The organism is Pseudoalteromonas sp. 2CM39R, from assembly GCF_023161845.1.
The window spans coordinates 66,653-85,497 of sequence record NZ_JALNTM010000007.1 but is presented as its reverse complement, the minus strand read 5'-3'; the positions used below and the strand labels follow the sequence as shown (position 1 = coordinate 85,497).

The 18,845-nt window shown below is 39.6% G+C and carries 16 protein-coding genes; 5 read left to right on the top strand and 11 right to left on the bottom strand.

What is annotated here, in order from left to right:
- Positions 1-5: 5 nt before the first annotated feature.
- Both MTF66_RS16755 and MTF66_RS16750 read right to left on the bottom strand, forming a co-directional pair.
- Positions 6-344, bottom strand: a complete 339-nt coding sequence (locus tag MTF66_RS16755; RefSeq protein WP_010391070.1) for a P-II family nitrogen regulator — start codon at positions 342-344, stop codon at positions 6-8.
- 257 nt (positions 345-601) lie between these two features.
- A complete protein-coding gene (locus MTF66_RS16750; protein ID WP_138620805.1) occupies positions 602-1,384 on the bottom strand; it encodes a response regulator in 783 nt (260 codons plus the stop codon).
- Between the two features lie 305 nt (positions 1,385-1,689).
- Between MTF66_RS16750 and MTF66_RS16745 the strand changes: the two genes are divergently transcribed.
- Positions 1,690-3,207, top strand: coding sequence for a S10 family peptidase (locus tag MTF66_RS16745; RefSeq protein WP_138569939.1), 1,518 nt, complete (start codon positions 1,690-1,692; stop codon positions 3,205-3,207).
- Between the two features lie 46 nt (positions 3,208-3,253).
- Here the strand turns inward: MTF66_RS16745 and MTF66_RS16740 are convergent, their stop codons facing one another.
- Both MTF66_RS16740 and MTF66_RS16735 read right to left on the bottom strand, forming a co-directional pair.
- The gene (locus MTF66_RS16740) at positions 3,254-3,946 is read right to left on the bottom strand and encodes an START domain-containing protein (RefSeq protein ID WP_138620803.1); all 693 of its coding nucleotides are present in this window, start codon (positions 3,944-3,946) and stop codon (positions 3,254-3,256) included.
- Positions 3,946-5,466, bottom strand: a complete 1,521-nt coding sequence (locus MTF66_RS16735; protein ID WP_008111845.1) for a CYTH and CHAD domain-containing protein — start codon at positions 5,464-5,466, stop codon at positions 3,946-3,948. The genes MTF66_RS16740 and MTF66_RS16735 overlap by 1 nt, the downstream gene beginning before the upstream one ends.
- Before the next feature lie 213 nt (positions 5,467-5,679).
- On the opposite strand from MTF66_RS16735, the gene MTF66_RS16730 reads away from it, so the two are divergent.
- Positions 5,680-6,285: a TIGR04211 family SH3 domain-containing protein gene (locus MTF66_RS16730; RefSeq protein WP_008111843.1), complete on the top strand. Its 606-nt coding sequence runs from the start codon at positions 5,680-5,682 to the stop codon at positions 6,283-6,285.
- Between the two features lie 87 nt (positions 6,286-6,372).
- On the opposite strand, the gene MTF66_RS16725 is transcribed toward MTF66_RS16730, so the two are convergent.
- Positions 6,373-6,855, bottom strand: a complete 483-nt coding sequence (locus MTF66_RS16725) for a winged helix-turn-helix transcriptional regulator (RefSeq protein ID WP_010391063.1) — start codon at positions 6,853-6,855, stop codon at positions 6,373-6,375.
- A gap of 169 nt (positions 6,856-7,024) precedes the next feature.
- On the opposite strand from MTF66_RS16725, the gene putA reads away from it, so the two are divergent.
- Together putA and MTF66_RS16715 are read left to right on the top strand one after the other, a co-directional pair.
- A complete protein-coding gene (putA, locus tag MTF66_RS16720) occupies positions 7,025-10,828 on the top strand; it encodes a bifunctional proline dehydrogenase/L-glutamate gamma-semialdehyde dehydrogenase PutA (protein WP_138620801.1) in 3,804 nt (1,267 codons plus the stop codon).
- Between the two features lie 109 nt (positions 10,829-10,937).
- Positions 10,938-12,134 (top strand): HD-GYP domain-containing protein, encoded by a 1,197-nt coding sequence (locus MTF66_RS16715; protein ID WP_010391061.1) that lies wholly within the window; start codon positions 10,938-10,940, stop codon positions 12,132-12,134.
- Positions 12,135-12,141: 7 nt separating this feature from the next.
- Here the strand turns inward: MTF66_RS16715 and MTF66_RS16710 are convergent, their stop codons facing one another.
- The 6 genes from MTF66_RS16710 to MTF66_RS16685 form a co-directional block, all read right to left on the bottom strand.
- The gene (locus MTF66_RS16710; RefSeq protein WP_138620799.1) at positions 12,142-13,149 is read right to left on the bottom strand and encodes a general secretion pathway protein GspB; all 1,008 of its coding nucleotides are present in this window, start codon (positions 13,147-13,149) and stop codon (positions 12,142-12,144) included.
- An 11-nt stretch (positions 13,150-13,160) separates the two neighbouring features.
- Entirely contained in the window at positions 13,161-14,078 is a 918-nt protein-coding gene (locus MTF66_RS16705; protein ID WP_010391059.1) for an ExeA family protein, read from the bottom strand.
- Between the two features lie 153 nt (positions 14,079-14,231).
- A complete protein-coding gene (locus MTF66_RS16700) occupies positions 14,232-14,747 on the bottom strand; it encodes a DUF1566 domain-containing protein (protein WP_138620797.1) in 516 nt (171 codons plus the stop codon).
- A 10-nt stretch (positions 14,748-14,757) separates the two neighbouring features.
- Positions 14,758-16,404, bottom strand: coding sequence for a DUF1566 domain-containing protein (locus MTF66_RS16695; RefSeq protein WP_248527690.1), 1,647 nt, complete (start codon positions 16,402-16,404; stop codon positions 14,758-14,760).
- A gap of 66 nt (positions 16,405-16,470) precedes the next feature.
- Positions 16,471-16,803 (bottom strand): hypothetical protein, encoded by a 333-nt coding sequence (locus MTF66_RS16690; protein WP_010391054.1) that lies wholly within the window; start codon positions 16,801-16,803, stop codon positions 16,471-16,473.
- A gap of 35 nt (positions 16,804-16,838) precedes the next feature.
- Entirely contained in the window at positions 16,839-17,543 is a 705-nt protein-coding gene (locus MTF66_RS16685) for a DUF2982 domain-containing protein (RefSeq protein ID WP_010391053.1), read from the bottom strand.
- Positions 17,544-17,790: 247 nt separating this feature from the next.
- On the opposite strand from MTF66_RS16685, the gene MTF66_RS16680 reads away from it, so the two are divergent.
- Complete coding sequence (locus MTF66_RS16680; RefSeq protein ID WP_138620793.1) at positions 17,791-18,843, top strand: efflux RND transporter periplasmic adaptor subunit; 1,053 nt, start codon at positions 17,791-17,793, stop codon at positions 18,841-18,843.
- The last annotated feature ends 2 nt before the right edge of the window (positions 18,844-18,845 follow it).

Sequence of the window (18,845 nt, the reverse complement as noted above, 5' to 3'; positions counted from 1 at the left end):
CCCCCTTAAATAGCATCATCATCAAGTTCGCCAGTACGAATACGGACAATTTGATCTAAGTCGTAAACAAAAATTTTGCCGTCACCAATTTTGCCCGTTCCAGCAACTTTGGTAATGGTTTCTACAACGCGTTGGCAATTTTCACTACGAGTGGCAATTTCAAGTTTAATTTTAGGTATAAAGTCAACTTGGTACTCTGCACCACGGTATAACTCTGTATGACCTCTTTGACGTCCAAATCCCTTAACGTCAACCACGGTCATTCCTTCGATGCCTAAATCAGCGAGTGCTTCACGCACATCATCTAGTTTGAATGGCTTTATTATTGCACTGATCATTTTCACAAAGGCCCCCTTAGGACACTAGCTTGTTATTGTATTTGCTCTATGCAATCCAACCTTTGTGCCACCTTTAAATTACAAATAAAAACAGAGGGTTATTAAATTAAATAATATAAAAAACAAAAAAGCGCACCATTTAGGTGCGCTTTTTTTAAGCAAAATACAGAATTGGTGCGAGTCGATAAATACGCAAATAATCGTCTTTAACTAACCGTTACACTCTCGCCAAATACACATTGATAATGTATTTAAGATTAAAGTTACTCTGTCGCATCGAAAGACAAAGCCGGTTTTTTAGCATCACTTAGCCATATTGACTCCATAGTTTGCACCACTCGAAAGTGAAACTCTTCATGGGTGAAGGGTTTAGTTAAAAAGTCATTCGCACCTGATTTAATAAATCGTGCAGCAATGCCATAACTATATACATCAGCTAAACCAATAATGGCCAATTGCTCACGGCTTTTAATATTACGAATAGCTCTAATTAATTCAAAACCATTCATACCTGATAAGTTATGGTCAGTGATCACTAAGTTGATAGCCTGATCATGCTCAAGTATATGAAGAGCTTGCGTACTATTATCAACAGTAATGACGTCAAACAATTGTTTTTCGAGCATTTGCTTAACCAAGCTACTGCTCAATAAGGAATTATCTACAACCAGCGCTTTGCGCCCCTGGTTACGCAATAACTGTGCTACAAATTTTATGGCGTAAAGATAAGAGTCGCGATTATCTTTAATGACGTAATCGATAATACCTAATTCCAGCATTTTTAAACGTGTGTGTTCATCTGTTTGCGTTGTCATCACCAACGTAGGGATACCTTGCGACAGTGTAAAGCGAGTTATATCAGTATCGATTTGACCACCAACAGATAAATCAACTAACGCGAGCGAATAACTAGTTTGATTTAGTAACTTTTTACATTGAGTAAGTGACTGAGCGAAATCAACCCGCACATCAAGATAATGAGCAGCAATATGTTTGAGTACCTGTTGTACCCTTATATTATCTTCAACAATTAAAACCCGTTGCATAAACTCCCTTTCATTTACGTTCACCCTTTATGGTAATAAACCTAAAAATAAATCACTCTCAAGCATCCATTTAAAAACAATTAAAGCGACCAACAACCTAAAAAACTTAATTAATAATTAAATTTTTTAATCGCCTTAAACTTACACTATGGCATACACATCAAGTATATTTCGCCTGTTTGCTATGTTGAGATTAATCTTAATTACATAAACTCAACGATTATTATCGGCAGCTAGTCTCAATACTTTTGTTTTTTACTCAAATATCGCTATAACTGCAGTACATAAAATAAAAAGGGTTAGTTATGAAATTTAGTCGAAGTCTATTTTTACCCATTGCCGCAATTGCACTTACATTTACGAGTGCAACGTTTGCCGATAATCAACGCCGTATTGATATCGACAGTAAAGTAGTTACTCAGCACAAAGCAAAAATAAATAACGAACGATTTTCTTATACGGTAGCAACAGGCACACAGCCAGTATGGGATAACAAGGGTGATGCCATTGCAACCCTTCAATACACTTACTACACCCGCGATAAAGTAGATGATAGAACAAAGCGTCCATTACTTATTTCATTTAATGGTGGCCCTGGTTCAGCATCAGTTTGGATGCATTTAGCTTACACCGGCCCTCGTGTTTTAAAAATTGACGACGAAGGCTACCCAATTCAACCTTATGGTGTAAAAGATAACCCTTATTCGGTTTTAGATGTAGCGGATATCGTTTATGTAAATCCTGTAAATACAGGTTATTCACGTGTTGTAGAAGATAAAGACGGTAACCTTTTACCCAAAGATAAACAAAAAGAGCTATTTTTTGGCGTTAATGCCGATATAAAGTACCTCGCAGAATGGCTTAATACTTTTGTATCTCGCAATGAACGTTGGCGCTCTCCAAAGTTTTTAATTGGTGAAAGCTATGGTACTACTCGTGTATCGGGTTTAGCGCATGAGCTGCAAAATAGTCAGTGGATGTACATTAACGGTGTTGTACTCGTATCTCCTACCGATATCGGTATTAAACGCGACGGACCAGTAAAAGCAGCTAATCGCCTACCTTACTTTGCAGCTACTGCATGGTACCACAAAGCATTAAACGCTGATTTACAAGCAAAAGATTTAGACGAGCTATTACCGGAAGTTGAACAGTTTACCGTTAATGAGCTTATTCCTGCGCTTGCAAAAGGCGGCTTTATTGCGCCTGACGAAAAACGTCGTATTATTAAAAAAATGGCTGAATATGCGGGTTTATCTGAAACATTTGTTAGTCAAAACAATTTAGATATTCCAACACAGTTTTTTTGGAAAGAGTTATTGCGTGAACGCGGACAAATGGTTGGTCGACTGGATTCGCGCTATTTAGGCATAGATAAACGCGATGCCGGTGAGTCACCAGATTACTGGGCAGAGCTTACATCATGGCTGCACTCTTTCACTCCTGCAATTAACTATTATCTTCGTGAAGAGCTTAATTACAAAACCGATATCAAATATAACTTATTTGGTAACGTTCACCCATGGGATAGAAGCGGAAATAATACCGGTGAAAATTTACGCTTAGCCATGGCTCAAAACCCTTATTTAAATGTAATGGTTCAGGCGGGCTACTTTGACGGTGCAACCAATTACTTTGATGCCAAATATACTATGTGGCAATTAGATCCAAGTGGTAAAATGCAAGATAGGTTAAGCTTTAAAGGCTACCGCAGTGGCCATATGATGTATCTACGCCACGCAGATTTAGAAAGCTCTAATAACGATTTACGCGAGTTTATAAATCAGTCTTTACCCAAAGACGGTGAATCCGCTAAATACTAATTAGCTTTTACCCACTAAAAAGTGACCTCTTAGGTCACTTTTTTGCTTATAACTGCGGCAATTCGCCATGTGTGCAATCCCCAGTACGAATGACGGTTGACTTCGCTGTGTACTGCTTAGTAGCAAGTGTTTCAGCTAAATTGATTAGCGTCTTAAGGGTGCTTTTTAAAGCGACCCGATTATTTAACCATGTAGGTATCTTGCCGCCTGGTAACGCATACACTTGATAACTAATGTGTAAATTTTCCGCCTGCTGAGTTAGCAACCACGTTGCATTTAAGGTGCTTATTCTTATTACCCCTTTAGTTTTAGGTAAAAAATCTGGGCGCGCGTGAATACTAAGCTGCGTTTGCAACGAACTTACCCTTGTATAGCACGAATAAGTAATCACATCTCTATTGCTAACAGGCCACGGGCTATCAATATAACTGTAAACTAAGTTTTCTGAAGGGCTTAAACTTTTGAGTAACGTGACCTTAGTAATGTTTTCTATCCAGCTAGGGGCTGTATCGGTATCACTAAGTAAAGCAACTAAATCCTCTGCGGTGACATTGTTAACCACCGTTTCAGCTTTCATTTTTAAGGTATCGTCAGTTAAACGCTGAAAATAAACACTTACCCCTTGTTTACTTTCGTAAAGTTGCCAAGATGGCTGTGAACACACATTGGTAGCAAAACACAAAAGTGAAAAAATCATGCACTTTTGCAGCAAAGTCCGGCTACAAAAGTGCTTAGCCATTAAAGCCAATAAGGTTCTGTATCAAATGAGGCGTGTCGACTTTGCTCCATGGCACTGACTAAAAAGTCAGATTTTTGCTCTAACCATAGTTGTATTTTTGCCAATTGAGCATCCTCTTGCCCGCCACATAGCTGTTTTAAATAATCAAGCGTGCTTAACTCATACATCCCATGAGAAATATCCAACCAAGGAAGCCTAAACTCTAATCGCTCATCTTTATTAAACAGTGCCCCTAAACAGTTACCACTGAGTAAACTATTTTCTAATTGAGTGCGGAAGTTTAAGTAATCATTGCCTGCTAAGCTTTGCTCTTTAGGCAGTAAGCGATGTAAGTTTTTCCAATCTTTATCAAATAGGCGGTGAGCAATATCTACGATAGGTTGCTCTGCATTTTGAAGCTCTGCTTGGCTCCAATCTTTACGCCACTGCTTGTTTATTAACCATGTGGTTAAGCTCAGCAATAAACGGTTGTAGCGTGCACTATGAAAAAGCGAAAAAATATCGTCAATGCTCGGCTGTAACTCTTTTAAATCGTTAATAACTTGCGTTAACGCTGGGGCGCTATTTATTTTTTTATAAAAAGCATGGCGCTTAGAGGTATAAGTTTTTAACTGAATTGCATTTTCAACCCATGCTAACTCACTTAATAGCCACTTGAGTTCTGTTCTGAGTTGCTCGGTACTTTCTTTACTAACAATATCGTCAAACAACCAAAAGTTGTGTCTAATTAAACTAATGCCGTCGGTTACACGTTTTAATGTTTTTAAACTTGGCTTATCGAAATAGCATTGCTCGTGTTTTTGCACAAAGCGAATACCAAACCCCATAGCTTCAATAAGGGCTTGCTCTTGAGTGGCTTGCTTATTAAGTTTCACAAAGCCGATTGATTTACTTGGTTGAAGCGGCGTGTCATCCGCAAGGCGGTAGCCTCTTGCTGCTTTTGAATAGAGCCCTAAACGAATGCTGTTTTGGCTCACTAATATATCTGCAAAAGCAAATAGCTCCTCACGACTACCTTCAACCAGCTCGATTTCAAGCTCGCTGATGATTTCTACCTTACCTGACGCAGCAATTTCACCTTTATCTAATACCACTTCAATTTTGGCACCATTTGGGGTTTCTATTAACCACGTACGGCGAATAAAATTAGTACTAAAAATAGGGAATAGATTTTGTGATATGGCATCAATTTGCATACCGTGAGGCCAAATTGATGAATCAAACGCCATTAGATTTGGCCGGTTTGTTTCTATTGGAAGATTGTACTCTGGGCGCTGATGTAAGCCCCCTACCACTTCTCCAGCTAGCTTAATTGTTTGCTCACAGCGCTCGTCTGTACAACGCGTTCTAAAGCCAATATCGAGTGCTCTTAACTCTCTGCTTGGTGTATCATAATAAGCATTTTGCAAACTTTTAGAAGGTTTGTTTGTGACTGTTTTTGCAAATTGAGTAATTAGTGAGGGGATCAGTGGAATGACGTCATCTGATACCAAAAATTTCAGTTCTATCTCAGTATCCATTAGGCTTGCGGATTACCCTTAAAATTAATAAGTGCTCAAAATAAACAAAGCAGCCCTATATTGCAAATTTTTTAGTCATAAACACACAAGCAAAATGCTCTGGTTACAATATCTGTCTTGCTATTAAACTATTAAATCCATACTATCTATATACTTATGCGAAATAAAAAATCACGTTCACAACGGACACTGCTAGATTAACAAGGTAGATAAATGCTAAAACACTGTTTACTATGGCTGCTTTTAACAGCCGCCCCGTTTATGAGCCAAGCAGAGGAAGCTCAATCAACGTCGCCGACTAATGCTAAAACAGCTTATATAATCGATAATTTGTATACTTTCATGCGCTCAGGTGCCAGTAAAGACTATCGTTTACTTGGTTCAATAGATGCAGGTACGCAACTCACTTTATTATCTGATGAACAAAATGGTTTTATAAAAGTTAAAGATGATAAAGATCGTGAAGGCTGGGTAGAAGCTAAATTCATTAGTGAATCAGCTGGTTTAAAACAACAATACCAAGCCCTCAATAATGAAATAAGCACTATGCAAAATAGACTTCGTCAAGCGCAAGTTGAGTTACCTGAGCTGCAAGAGCAAAACGCACAGTTAACCGAACAAAACGCGCAACTATTAGCACAAATTAGTCAGTTACAAGGTGAGCTTTCTCAAGAACAACAGCTAAAACAAGCAACCAGTGCTAAAGAAAAACGCCAGTTACTTACTTACGGTGGAGCCATTGCATTTTTAGGTTTGTTCTTAGGAATTATCTTAACTATCGTGTTATCACGCAGAAAACGCTATGAAGGTTGGGCATAAGCTTAACTTAATACAGCAGGCATAAAAAAAGCATCATATGATGCTTTTTTTATGCCTGCTGTGTTTTTTCTTAAAAGAATATCTACGTTATATATCTAAACGAAGCCCAGGGTCTTGTTTGATTTTTTCTATTACCATGTAAGTGTGGTGTGTGCCCACTCCCGGAATATCAACCAAATCACCTAATACTTCTCTGTATTCATCCATGTTGGAAACGCGAATTTTTAATAAATAGTCATAACCACCCGCTACCATATCACACTCAACAACCTGCTTAATTTTAAGAATGTGTTCACGAAATACTTTAAATACGGCTGTATTTGAAGTAACTAATGATACCTGCACATGGGCCACTAGGCTTTGATTAAGTTTTTCCTCACTTAATTTAGCGAAATACCCCTCAATATAGCCCTCTTGCTCTAAACGTTTAACCCTATCTAAACAGGGACTGGGGCTTAAATTCACCTGCTTTGCGAGGTTAACATTTGAAATTCTACCATTGCGCTGCAAAACGTCTAAAATTGATATATCGATACGATCAAGCAGGCGTAATCTATTCGGATTAGTCATATCAGTATTTTATATGGATAAGTTAATAATATGCCCTGTAAATTATCGTAAAACGGCGAAATTAACCAGCATATTCTGCTGGATTTTAATTAGAATGCACGCTTTACACCAACAACATTTAGCGGTAATTAACAATTATCCTAAGTCTTAACACTCCTGAGGGTTGCTTATGTTATTCAATGGCGATTTAACAACGACTTGTCCGATCAGACAAAAGATCCGTGACTTTTACCGTATTGATGAAAATGCGGTTATTGATCACATTTTACCACTTGCAGAAGTCGGTGTTAAAGCACGAAGCCGTGCATGGGAAAGAGCTCGCCAAATAGTATTAAACATTCGTAAAGACCAAGATGGTCAAAGCGGTGTTGATGCGCTATTAAATGAATTTTCACTATCGAGTGAAGAGGGTGTGGTATTAATGTGTTTAGCCGAAGCATTGCTTCGTGTTCCTGATAAAGCAACTCAAGAAACATTAATACGTGATAAATTAGCAAATGGCGATTGGAGCTCTCACTTAGGCAGTAGTGATTCTTTATTCGTTAATGCTTCGTCTTGGGGATTATTAGTAACCGGTAAAATGGTTAACTATAACGACAAAACGAAAGAGCAACAATTTGGTATGCTCAAAAAAACCATTGGTCGTTTAGGCGAGCCTGTTATTCGTAAGTCTGTGAACTTTGCCATGAAAATTATGGGTAAACAGTTCGTAATGGGCCGCACTATTGACGAGGCCATTGAACGTGCAGCCGATACAGAGAAAAAAGGCTATGTATATTCTTACGATATGCTAGGCGAAGGCGCTCGCACAATGAAAGATGCTAAGCGCTACTTCGACAGCTACATGAATGCAATTCATTCTATTGGTAAAGCAGCAAATGGCCGTGGTCCAATAAAAAGCCCGGGCATTTCTGTAAAGTTATCAGCTATTCATCCGCGTTATGAATTTACTCATAAAGAACGCGTGATGGAAGAAATCGTTCCAAAACTAAAAGAACTTGCACTTGCCGCTAAAAAATACGACATCGGGTTTACTGTTGATGCTGAAGAAGCTGACCGTTTAGATATTTCTCTTGATGTTATTGAAGCGGTATTTAGCGATGAAGACCTTGGCGATTGGCAAGGTTTTGGTTTAGCGGTTCAGGCGTATCAAAAACGCGCTATTTTTGTTATTGAATGGCTAACAGACCTAGCAACCCGTGTGGGTCGTAAAATGATGGTGCGTTTAGTAAAAGGCGCATACTGGGATACCGAAATCAAAACCACGCAACAAGATGGTTTAGACTTCTTCCCGGTATTTACCCGTAAAGCAACCACAGATGTGTCATACAAAGCATGTGCGATTAAAATGCTTGAAGCACGAGATGTGCTTTACCCGCAATTTGCAACACACAACGCCTATACTGCAGCGACTATTTTAGAAGTAGCGAAAGGTGATAACCAAGGTTTTGAATTCCAACGTCTGCACGGTATGGGTGAATCTTTATTTGACCAAATCGTTAATGAAGAAAAAATCCAGTGTCGTGTATACGCACCAGTAGGCCAGCACGAAGACCTACTTGCTTACCTTGTTCGTCGTTTACTAGAAAATGGTGCTAACTCATCTTTTGTAAATGCCATTGTAGATACCACTCAACCGGTTGAAGCATTATTACCAGATCCTGTTGAAACACTGCAAGGATTACGTAATAAGTACAACACGCAAATAAAAATGCCAATTGATTTATACGGCGAAGAACGTGCCAACTCAAAAGGTATGGATTTAACTGATATTAACGTGATCACCCCGTTTAAAGAAAATTTAGACACTTGGTTTGAAGAGCACTTAATTGAAGAAAGCCAAGTACCCGAAGGCGCGCTGGCAGTTAAAAATCCAGCAAACCATAAAGAAATTATTGGCCACGTAAAATTACAAAATAGCGATGAAATGAAAGTGTTGCTAGCCAATGCTGAAACCGCTTTTGAATCATGGTCACAAACACCAGTAAAAGAGCGTGCTAATCTATTGCGTCGCGTTGCTGATATTTTAGAGCGTCATCATGATGAGCTTGTTGCTATCTGTATTAAAGAAGCTGGTAAAGTGGCACAAGATGGTATTGATGAAGTACGCGAAGCGGTTGATTTTTGTCGTTACTACGCAGCCCGTGCTGAAGAGCTTGCTCAAGATGAGCGCTTTGAAGCTCGTGGTGTGATTTTATGTATTAGCCCATGGAACTTCCCACTCGCTATTTTCTTAGGTCAAGTTGCAGCTGCTATCGTTACGGGTAACACAGTAATTGCAAAACCTGCAGAACAGACGAGCTTAATTGCTCTACGCGCTATTGAATTAATGCTTTCTGTTGGTTTACCTGAGCACGTTGTACAGCCTGTGGTTGCTCGCGGTAGCGAAGTAGGTAAAACCATTGTGCCAGATGAGCGCATTCAAGCAGTTATGTTTACAGGTTCAACTGAAACGGGCACACTTATCTCGCAAACATTAGCGGCACGTAACGATATCCAGGTGCCTTTAATTGCAGAAACTGGCGGCCAAAACTGTATGATTGTTGACTCAACAGCGCTTCCTGAACAAGTAGTTGATGATGTGATCAGTTCTGGCTTCCAAAGTGCAGGTCAACGTTGTTCAGCATTACGTGTGCTCTTTATTCAAGAAGATGTTGCCGATGGCATTATCGACATGCTCAAGGGCGCGCTTGCTGAATTACACATTGGCGACCCATCATTACTCTCTACAGACGTAGGCCCTGTAATTGATGAAAAAGCGCTGAAAACACTCAACGACCATGTTGAATACCTAAAGGGTAATGCAACACTTCACTATGAGTGTAAAATTCCTGATAACAGCGAAAACGGTGCGTTTTTCTTTGCCCCACGTTTATACGAAATCAAAGACTTATCGGTATTAAAGCGTGAAGTATTTGGCCCGTGTGTACACGTGATCCGCTTTAAAGCAAGTGAGCTTGATAGTGTTGTCGACCAAATTAACAACACCGGTTACGGCTTAACAATGGGTATTCATTCTCGTATTGAAGAGCGCTGTGAACACTTAGCTAAAATGTCGCGCGCAGGTAATGTTTACGTAAACCGTAATATGATTGGTGCGATTGTTGGCGTGCAACCCTTTGGCGGCCGTGGACTATCAGGTACTGGCCCTAAAGCCGGTGGACCAAACTACCTACAACGCTTAATCAAAGAAAAAGCATCACCAGATAACGTACAAATGACTAACCTAACGCCAGACGAGCTTGATTTACACCACTACAGTGGCGCAAATGAGCAAGTAGAAAAGCTAATGGTTAACTCTATGCGCGATGAAAAAATTTGGCGTGCAACACCACTGAATGACCGTGTTTCTGCGGTGCGTCAGTTATTAGCGAAAGTAGCAACCGTTGAAATTATTGATGACCTTGCAGACGATTTAGCGTTAACACTTGCCGATGCACGTGCTCAGTTAAACCGCTTAGAAAAGCACATGCGTAAATATACAACATTGCCAGGGCCAACGGGTGAATCGAATACACTTCACCTTGAAGCACGCGGCTGTGTAGTATGTTACGCAGATAAGAGCACCTCATTTAACTTTTGGGCACTATCGATTATTACCGCGCTTGCTGCTGGTAACACGGTAATAACAGTAGCATCTGAAATATTTTATGATGAAGCGGTTGCTTTTAGAGATAAGTTTATTGCAACCGGCGTTGCAGAAGGTGTTTTCCAAGTAGCTAAACCAAATCAGTTACAAGCGATATTAGCGCATCCTCACCTAGCCGGAGCGGTAGTTGCTGCACGTTCTTCTCGCTTAGGCTACTTCAGCCAACAGCTTGCACAACGTAAAGGCGCTATACTGCCAGTGATCAGCTCTGAGTATTACGACACGCTAATTAAGCGCTTAATTACTGAAAAAACAATCAGTATAGACACGACGGCATCAGGCGGTAACACCTCCTTGATGACCCTTGTTGAAGATGATGAATAGAAAATAATCATTATTTAATTAAAAAGGCATCAAATTGATGCCTTTTTTATTTCTAAATGTGAATTTATTTGTTACTTTCTCTAATCATACTTGTTAATAAGAGTTCACTTTGAAAACCATTCCAACTTCACAGCTTAAGCCTGGTATGTTTGTACAAAAAGTTGTTAAACAAACTGGTAGCATTAGAATAAAAAACCAAGGCTGGGTTAAAACTCAAAGTGGAATTGATAAATTAATAAAATCAGGAATTTTAGAGGTTGAAATCGACCCTGATAAAATGCTCGCCTCTGAAGAACCTGAAACACAAACAACCTTACCTACTCAGCACGAAGTCAAAAAACGCGATCCTTGGTTAATTACCCACAGTGCTGAGCAAGAAATGAGTAAAGCTAAAAAGCTTTACGATGAAGCAAAAAACCTGCAAACCAAAGCGTTTGGCGATATAGAGTCTGGCCGCACTGTTGATGTTGCGCCTTTTAAAGAACTGGCTAGTGGGTTTATTGACTCCGTATTTAGAAATCAAGATGCGCTGGCGTGCATCACGCAAATGCGCCAAAAAGATGCCTACCTGTTAGAGCACTCGATAAATGTGTCTATTTTGATGAGTATTTTTGCTAAACATCTCGGTATTGAAAAACCGATCATTGAAGAACTGGCCACCGGCGCCCTTTTGCATGATATGGGAAAAATAAAAATCCCTGATGCTATTCTCAACAAACCAGGCCGCTACAGTGACGAAGAATTCAAAGTGATGCAAAATCATGCGCTCTTTAGCAAAGAAATACTAGAAGACGCAGGATTAACGGGAATTGCCGTAGATATTGCTGGTATGCATCACGAGCGCTTAGATGGCAAAGGCTACCCCTTTGGTAAAAAAGGCGATGAAATAAGCCAGTACGTCCGCATGGCGTCTATTGTTGATGTTTATGATGCATTAACTGCTGAACGGGTTTATAAAGCAGGCATGGAGCCAATTAGAGCATTTAAAATTTTAAAGCAAGGCTGCCCAGATAGCTTTGATGGGGTGCTACTTAATAAGTTTATTCAGTGCATTGGTATTCACCCTGTGGGCACACTAGTAAAACTTTCTAGCCAAAAGGTGGGACTCGTTACTCAAAGCAATCCAGCAACACCATTAAAGCCAGTAGTAAAAACGTTTTTTAATGCAAAACATGGGCGTTACACTGAAGTTCAAGACGTTGACTTATCAAATAAAAGAACGCAGGACACGCTTGAGTCAGCAATAAAACCTAAAGAGTATAATATAGATTTAGAAGGCTTTTATAAGCACTCTATCTTTAGTTAGTTGGCCACTATTGTGGCCAATCTTGCAGGGCTTTTAAGCTAAATTCATAACCATCAAAATCAAGTACGCTCTGATCTGGCGCTATTTCTAACACCTTCAACGCACCAATAGACTCCCCTTCATATAGCTCTCTGCCATTGAGCTTTATCCAGCGTTTATCCGCCGCTGAAGAATAAATGTGCGCCTGATATTTAATGCTTGGTAACATACTTTGTAAGCCATCAGGAAGTAGCTCAACAGGCTGTACTCGTGATGAAAGGCGAGAGCCTTGAGTTACTTCATAGTCAGCTGTTGTTTCTGTGCTATTAACGGCTTGCGCAAACGCATTTCTCAGCGTGTCGGGAACCGTATCGAGTTCATCATTTAACTCTGGCTGCGCAGGCACATTTTGGTTAAGTGGCTTACCTAACACCTTGTATTTACTCAACTCATCTGCAGTGATTGTTCTTTTCGCCGGTTGAGTTGGTACACTTTGCGGTTGGCTGCTCGGTGATTGAAAACTAGATGAAGCGTTATTCTGCGTCGAGAAATTTTGCGTTTGCCCTTGAGACGCTTGATTAACGCTCATAGGTAAATATTGTCCTTGTGGCGTCAGCAACATTTGCTGCACACCCGTTGGGGTTTGTACATAAACCAACTGCCCTGCCAGCGGCACAGAATTGTTAGGCACAGCTGTTACAATGGGCACTTGAGGGGTTGTTACTGTTTGAGCAACCGTTCTTTGTACCTCTTCTGCGCTTGTTGGTTTTTCTACAACCCCTGACTCTTTTTGACTAAGGTCATTTTGAACAGGCTCATTTTTAACGGTTACATTTTCTTGTTGCGCCCACTTGCCGACAAAGAAGCCACTGGCCAATATACCCGTTGCCAGTAAACTTCCTGCGAGTAGAAAACTAATTCGACGATAGGTCATCAACTGGCGTTGTTGTTTTAATTGTTGCGCTTGCAAGTCATATTGCTCAGCGCTCATGGTATCGTGCTTTGATTGCTTTAACGCATCTAATAAATAAGACATGAATCACCTAACTAAAAAATAAAAGACAGGCCAATTCCTGCACCAAAAAGCATTAACGCAGCAGCGCTATAAGGCCAAATCGAACCTGCTTTACTCACCTTCTTATTTGTAACAATAAAGTCGATAGGTAAAGATTCACTCGCCGCTTGCTTAACAATATCACTGCCAACAATTTCTTGTTGTTTCGAAAATGCCCCTACTAATGCGCGTTCACATACCAGATTCATTAATCGTGGCACACCGCCTGTGAGCTGATGCACCATTTGCATTGCTTCCATTGAAAATATTTTCTTGTCACAACCTGCAATATGCAGCCGATGTTGAATATAAGCAATGGTTTGCCCTGGTGTTAGTGCTAACAAGTGATATCTGGCAGTAATACGCTGTGCCAGTTGCCTTAACTCATTTCGCTTTAGAAGTACCTGTAACTCAGGCTGCCCTACTAATACTATTTGTAATAACTTTTTATGATCCGTTTCAATATTGGTTAATAAGCGAAGTTGTTCTAGCACATCAGGGGCAAGTAACTGTGCTTCATCAATAATCAAAATAGTATGCCCCCCCGCTTTATTATTAAACTCAAGATGCTTTTTGATGACATCCGTTAGACTTTTCAGCGTTGCATTTTTGGCGTCGTACGTTATTTGTAATTCATCGCAAATACTGGCTAACAGTTCAAGCTCTGATAACGCAGGATTATGGATCATGGCTACTTGGGTATTTTCAGGCAGTCGCTCTAACATACTACGTGTTATTGTGGTTTTACCCGTACCCACTTCACCTGTTAACAGCACAAAGCCGCCGTCTTCACCTAACCCATAGGTAAGGTGTGCTAATGCTTCTTTGTGGCGTTCACTTAAAAATAAGTAGTGGGGATTAGGCGAAATTGAGAATGGCTTTTCTTGTAAACCAAAATAGCTTAAATACACCTTTATAGTCCTTGGTCGTTAATTCACGGCCTATAATGGCAAAAAAATAGCCTGGGTGACAACTACAACCAGGCTTTATTATTAAAATAGTGTAAATAAAAAGGCTAACCGTAAATAAAAGCGCATTTTTAGATTCGCTAATACATTAATTAACTACTTTTCATAACGTACTAGGCGTAAATATACGTTACTTGTTTTAGCATGTAAGCTATTTAAACCACTGGAAAATTGATAAACCCATGCCGAATTTATATTGCTAATACCCGAGGTATTAGACCAATAATTTTGCGACTGCGTTGCTAAAAAAATACCCGCATTAATACTTGGATCGGTACAGCGGTGATCAACTATACTGGCTAACTCTTTAATACTTGGTACTTGCCAGTCGTTATAATCTGCTGTGCTGTCGTTAACTGCGCCTTTAAGTGAAGCTTGCCAATTTAATGGTTGAGTATCACCATCGCAGCTAGTTGTTTCGCTATTATAAACTTGACCATAATTACAGCGCTGCCACATTAGCCCTGTTTTAATATCTGACACAGTGCCATCAATATTAATCACAAATCGGTCGGTATCATCGCTAGTCGCTACCTCTTCATAACACTGCTGCGCTGCAAGTGACTGGCTCAATCCCAAGGCTAATAACATAGAGACTTTAATTAATTTCATAATAATCACCTTAACGATTTCTAACTAAGCGCACGTAAGCGGTATTATCTTTTGGATAGGCTAAATCGTTGCCATCCATCATATCGATAGTGTAAGCCTGAGATAAACTGGCACCATCAACCGCGGTCTGTGAGGTCCAGTAGCGTAAATGCCCGACACTGTTAGTCGATGGTGTATTAGGAAAAAATGCAGTATCTATCAATACATTTTGCCCTTGTTTACCGTAGTCGATTAAACCTAACAGCTCAGTATAAGTGGGTAAACGCCAATTACTGCCGCCACAAAAATCAAGCGCGTTAACCTCATCAATATAGGTTTGTAATCCACAATCAGTATCGCTCGGGCACGTAGTATTAGCACTACCCGTTACATCGCCACTATTGACAGTCCCTTGCCAAATATAGCGGTTTTGTCCATCACGCAGTGAGGTATTTGGTAACACACCGGAATAAGGACTTTTCACTTCCCAAACAAGGCCGGTAGTATTATCGCGAATACAGCTAAAGTTCGACGCATCATCAAGAAGCTCATCGGCAAACTCATTAAGTTTTGTGTAATCAAAAGCCAAATTCCCTTTACCCACTTTACCTAAACGATTGGCAAAACTATCACGCCCAAGATCAGCATCTTGAGCTGGAAACTCATCATTATTACAATTAATACGTTGAGTATTATTATAACACTCACCTACTCCGGTATCGTTTATTAACCCAAGCGCTTTAGGTGTTACATCAATAAATACGGTATCTGTGTCGGTGCGCCCTTTTAAGTCCATAACTTGTACTTCAAAGCTAAGGGTTGCATTTAAATCAATATCAGAGGCAAAAAAGCTGGCAGTACATGACTGTGGTTCAAGAAGAGCTTCGGTATTTCCGGTAAGTTGTTGCCACTTACATTGATAAGTCTGAGTTGCCGCTTCGCTTGCAGTGGCATCTAAAATAACTTTATCGAACTCTTCTACAGTTTGGTCTGCACCCGCATCGGCAATAATCACTTGGGCTGTTTTATTAAGGGTCATATCAAATTGTGATGCAGATACTCCGCCCTCATCATCAGTTACGGTGAGTTGCCATTTTAAGTTGGTGTTATTTTCTAATAATGGATGAGGAAAACTAAGCGTTGGATTGGTATAGCTATCAATTGTTAAATCGGGCCCAGATAATAATTGCCACAAGTAACTACTAATTTCGCCATTTTCATCGGGGTCTGCGGAGGTTAAACCACTAAGGGTTACAGTATCTTTATAAACTGAGGGTAAGTTTGCAGGAGCAACTTGAGTAACAACAGCAAGAGGAAGCTGATTATTAGAGGCAATGAAAACACTCAAGTCGTCATTCACTAAACTACCATCTGGCGTTTGATAGCTTACTCTTAAGACCAATTCACTTTCAGATTTTACATCCGGTGCAGTGATGGTTTGTTCAGCCCCTTCAAGCGGAAACACATCTATAACAGGACCGCTTACACGCTGCCAAGTAAAAGTACCATCTGCAGGAGAGCCTTTTGCAGAAATAGTAAACTCTGATTTTTCTACAACTTGGAGATCGTTACCTGCAAATACTGACGTTTTAATATCACTGTTATCAGCACCGCCTCCCCCTCCACATGCAGCCAAAAGCAAGCATGCCATAAGTGGTATTAACGAAATTGCTTTCATACTAAGCACCTTTGTGTCTTATAATTATCTAATAAGACTGTGAAGCAAAAAAAGTGCCATTATGAGTTATAAATAGCTATCTTGATGAATACGAACAAATAATTTAGTGCCAACTTTACTGTAATCTACTTTATATTCGCGGCCATCTAAGGATTGAATAAACAACAACTGTTTTTCCTCGCTAAATACATCTGGACTTGCGATATAAACCATATCTAAGTAGCGCTCTTTTGCATCACGGCGGTTTTTTGGCAGCTCTTCTTTAAATGGTTCTAGACCATTCGCTGTTACTTTAATTCGAGGATGTTCCTCACCATTAACAATCACTAAATCTAGTTTTCTATCTTTATGAATTATGGTGTTTCGACCACTTTTAATAAAAGATCTGTCTTGGCTCATAGTTATTCCTAATCCCGCAGTGAGTGCTTATATTATTATTCACACTGCGACTTGATAAACTGAGAGGGATCACGCTTCCATTTATTTAAATTTGCGCAAAATTCCCAAATATCACTTTCTATTACACTGGCAGGTAACAGTAAGTCATACCCTGTTAAAAGCTGAAGATGCTTAGCCCTATTAGCAAACATCGCTATAAGCCCATTATAGTCAATTCCTTTTTTTGACCTAAATTTATTATCTTCAACTAACCATTCTGATGGGCAATGCCCATTTTTGCAATTTTTTTGAACAACTTGCATAAATAAGTGCCGCTGTTCTATTAGTAATTTACCCGCAATTCTTGGTGCTAAAGCAGCTAAAAATGTATCTATATCATTTAACTTAATACCAATCGCGTTAAGCTCAAGATGATCGATACCGTTATCAACTTTAGGAATACCGCAATGGTGGAGATTTTCTTGGTGTAAATCCCATTGCCCGTACTTATGTTGATATGTTAATTGCTGCTCAGTTAAAATAATACTATAAAAAGGTTCTTGTGTTTTAAAAAATCCAATTAAAATTGCTGCAATACATAAACTTACTAAAAAAATTTCAATAATACTGATTTCACCTGGACGCAATAAATTAAATAGCATGATGAAGATTAAACCAATGCTACCTACGACCAGTATTTCAATCCCATTTTTAGCGCCTTGCGCTCGGTATTTAAGTGTGTGTTTTTTTATATTAGCCATACTGAAAAAACGCCATATAAAATATAAACATAATAATAGCCCACAATACTAACTTTCTCAGTGTTAAACAGCGTTTGCATGATGTTTTGAAGTTCATCAATTAACTCCTATTATTACTGTTAAATATGCGCAATGACTAAGTATCAGTTATTTTTACGCCTAACGCACAAATTAATGAGATACATAACCGCCTTTTTTTGTCCTGATTTCGTACAATACTTATAATCTATTTTCAGGTATGAAAACAATGCACTCTAAACAATCCGGCAAAGCCCTATTTCCATTTATTATTTCGGTACTAATAATTTTTAGCGTTTATTTATATTTGCCCGCATCACAGGGCGAGCAAGCTGATTACTCGGCAATGACAACACAAGTCTCTGCGCACACTGTCGAGTCGCAAGAAAATGCCATTATGATTGAAGCCATTGGCAGTGCCCGTGCTAATCAGGCTATTTACATTAAAAGCGCACAAAACGATTATGTCACCAGCATTTACTTTGAAGACGGCGACTTGGTCAGCAAAGGACAAAAATTAGTGCAACTGCAAAACCAACAAGAACAATTTGCAGTAAAAGAACTTAGCATTAATTTACAAGAAGAAAAACGCCAATTAGCTAGGCTTACCGAACTTTCTCGCTCACAAGCGACTGCCAAGTCGTTACTTGAAGAACAGCTAGCCCGTGTTGATGCCAGCGAAGCTCAACTTGAAAGTGCCAAAACTAAACTCAATGAAATGGCTATTACCGCGCCTTTTTCTGGGTTACTGGGTAAACGCGAAATATCGGTAGGCGCTTATATTAGTAACAGTACGATAATTACAACCTTAGATGATATCAGTATCATAAAAGTTGATTTTAAAGTGCCTGAAAAGTATTTAGCTCAACTGAAAAATGGAATGACGGTTCGCACTCAAAACGATGCTTACCCTGATCAAACCTTCACCGGTAAAGTAACCCATATAAGCTCACGTATTGATTCAATCACTCGCAGTGTAGAAGTAACAGCTAGTTTTGCTAATAAATCGGGTTTACTTCGCCCTGGTATGCTACTTAAAACTGCACTAGAGCTAAGCAGCAATCAAGCGCTCATGGTGCCTGAAAAAGCAATTATTCCTCTGCAAGATAAACACTATGTTTTTCAAATTGAAGATGGCATAGCTAATCGCATAGAGGTACATATTGCAAGTAGAAATAATGGCTGGGTTGCAATAGACAAGGGGTTAAAGAACGGCGAGCAGATTGTTACCGAGGGAATAATCAAAATCCGCTCTGGTAGCAAAGTAAGCGTTAAGGGGTAACA

Coding starts and splice junctions, on each gene's coding strand:
- MTF66_RS16690 (WP_010391054.1), bottom strand. CDS start 16,803: ATGAGCCAAGACAGATCTTTTATTAAAAGTGGTCGAAACACCATAATT.
- MTF66_RS16725 (WP_010391063.1), bottom strand. CDS start 6,855: ATGACTAATCCGAATAGATTACGCCTGCTTGATCGTATCGATATATCA.
- MTF66_RS16750 (WP_138620805.1), bottom strand. CDS start 1,384: ATGCAACGGGTTTTAATTGTTGAAGATAATATAAGGGTACAACAGGTA.
- MTF66_RS16710 (WP_138620799.1), bottom strand. CDS start 13,149: ATGTCTTATTTATTAGATGCGTTAAAGCAATCAAAGCACGATACCATG.
- MTF66_RS16730 (WP_008111843.1), top strand. CDS start 5,680: ATGCTAAAACACTGTTTACTATGGCTGCTTTTAACAGCCGCCCCGTTT.
- MTF66_RS16735 (WP_008111845.1), bottom strand. CDS start 5,466: ATGGATACTGAGATAGAACTGAAATTTTTGGTATCAGATGACGTCATT.
- MTF66_RS16680 (WP_138620793.1), top strand. CDS start 17,791: ATGCACTCTAAACAATCCGGCAAAGCCCTATTTCCATTTATTATTTCG.
- MTF66_RS16685 (WP_010391053.1), bottom strand. CDS start 17,543: ATGGCTAATATAAAAAAACACACACTTAAATACCGAGCGCAAGGCGCT.
- MTF66_RS16695 (WP_248527690.1), bottom strand. CDS start 16,404: ATGAAAGCAATTTCGTTAATACCACTTATGGCATGCTTGCTTTTGGCT.
- putA (WP_138620801.1), top strand. CDS start 7,025: ATGTTATTCAATGGCGATTTAACAACGACTTGTCCGATCAGACAAAAG.
- MTF66_RS16745 (WP_138569939.1), top strand. CDS start 1,690: ATGAAATTTAGTCGAAGTCTATTTTTACCCATTGCCGCAATTGCACTT.
- MTF66_RS16700 (WP_138620797.1), bottom strand. CDS start 14,747: ATGAAATTAATTAAAGTCTCTATGTTATTAGCCTTGGGATTGAGCCAG.
- MTF66_RS16740 (WP_138620803.1), bottom strand. CDS start 3,946: ATGGCTAAGCACTTTTGTAGCCGGACTTTGCTGCAAAAGTGCATGATT.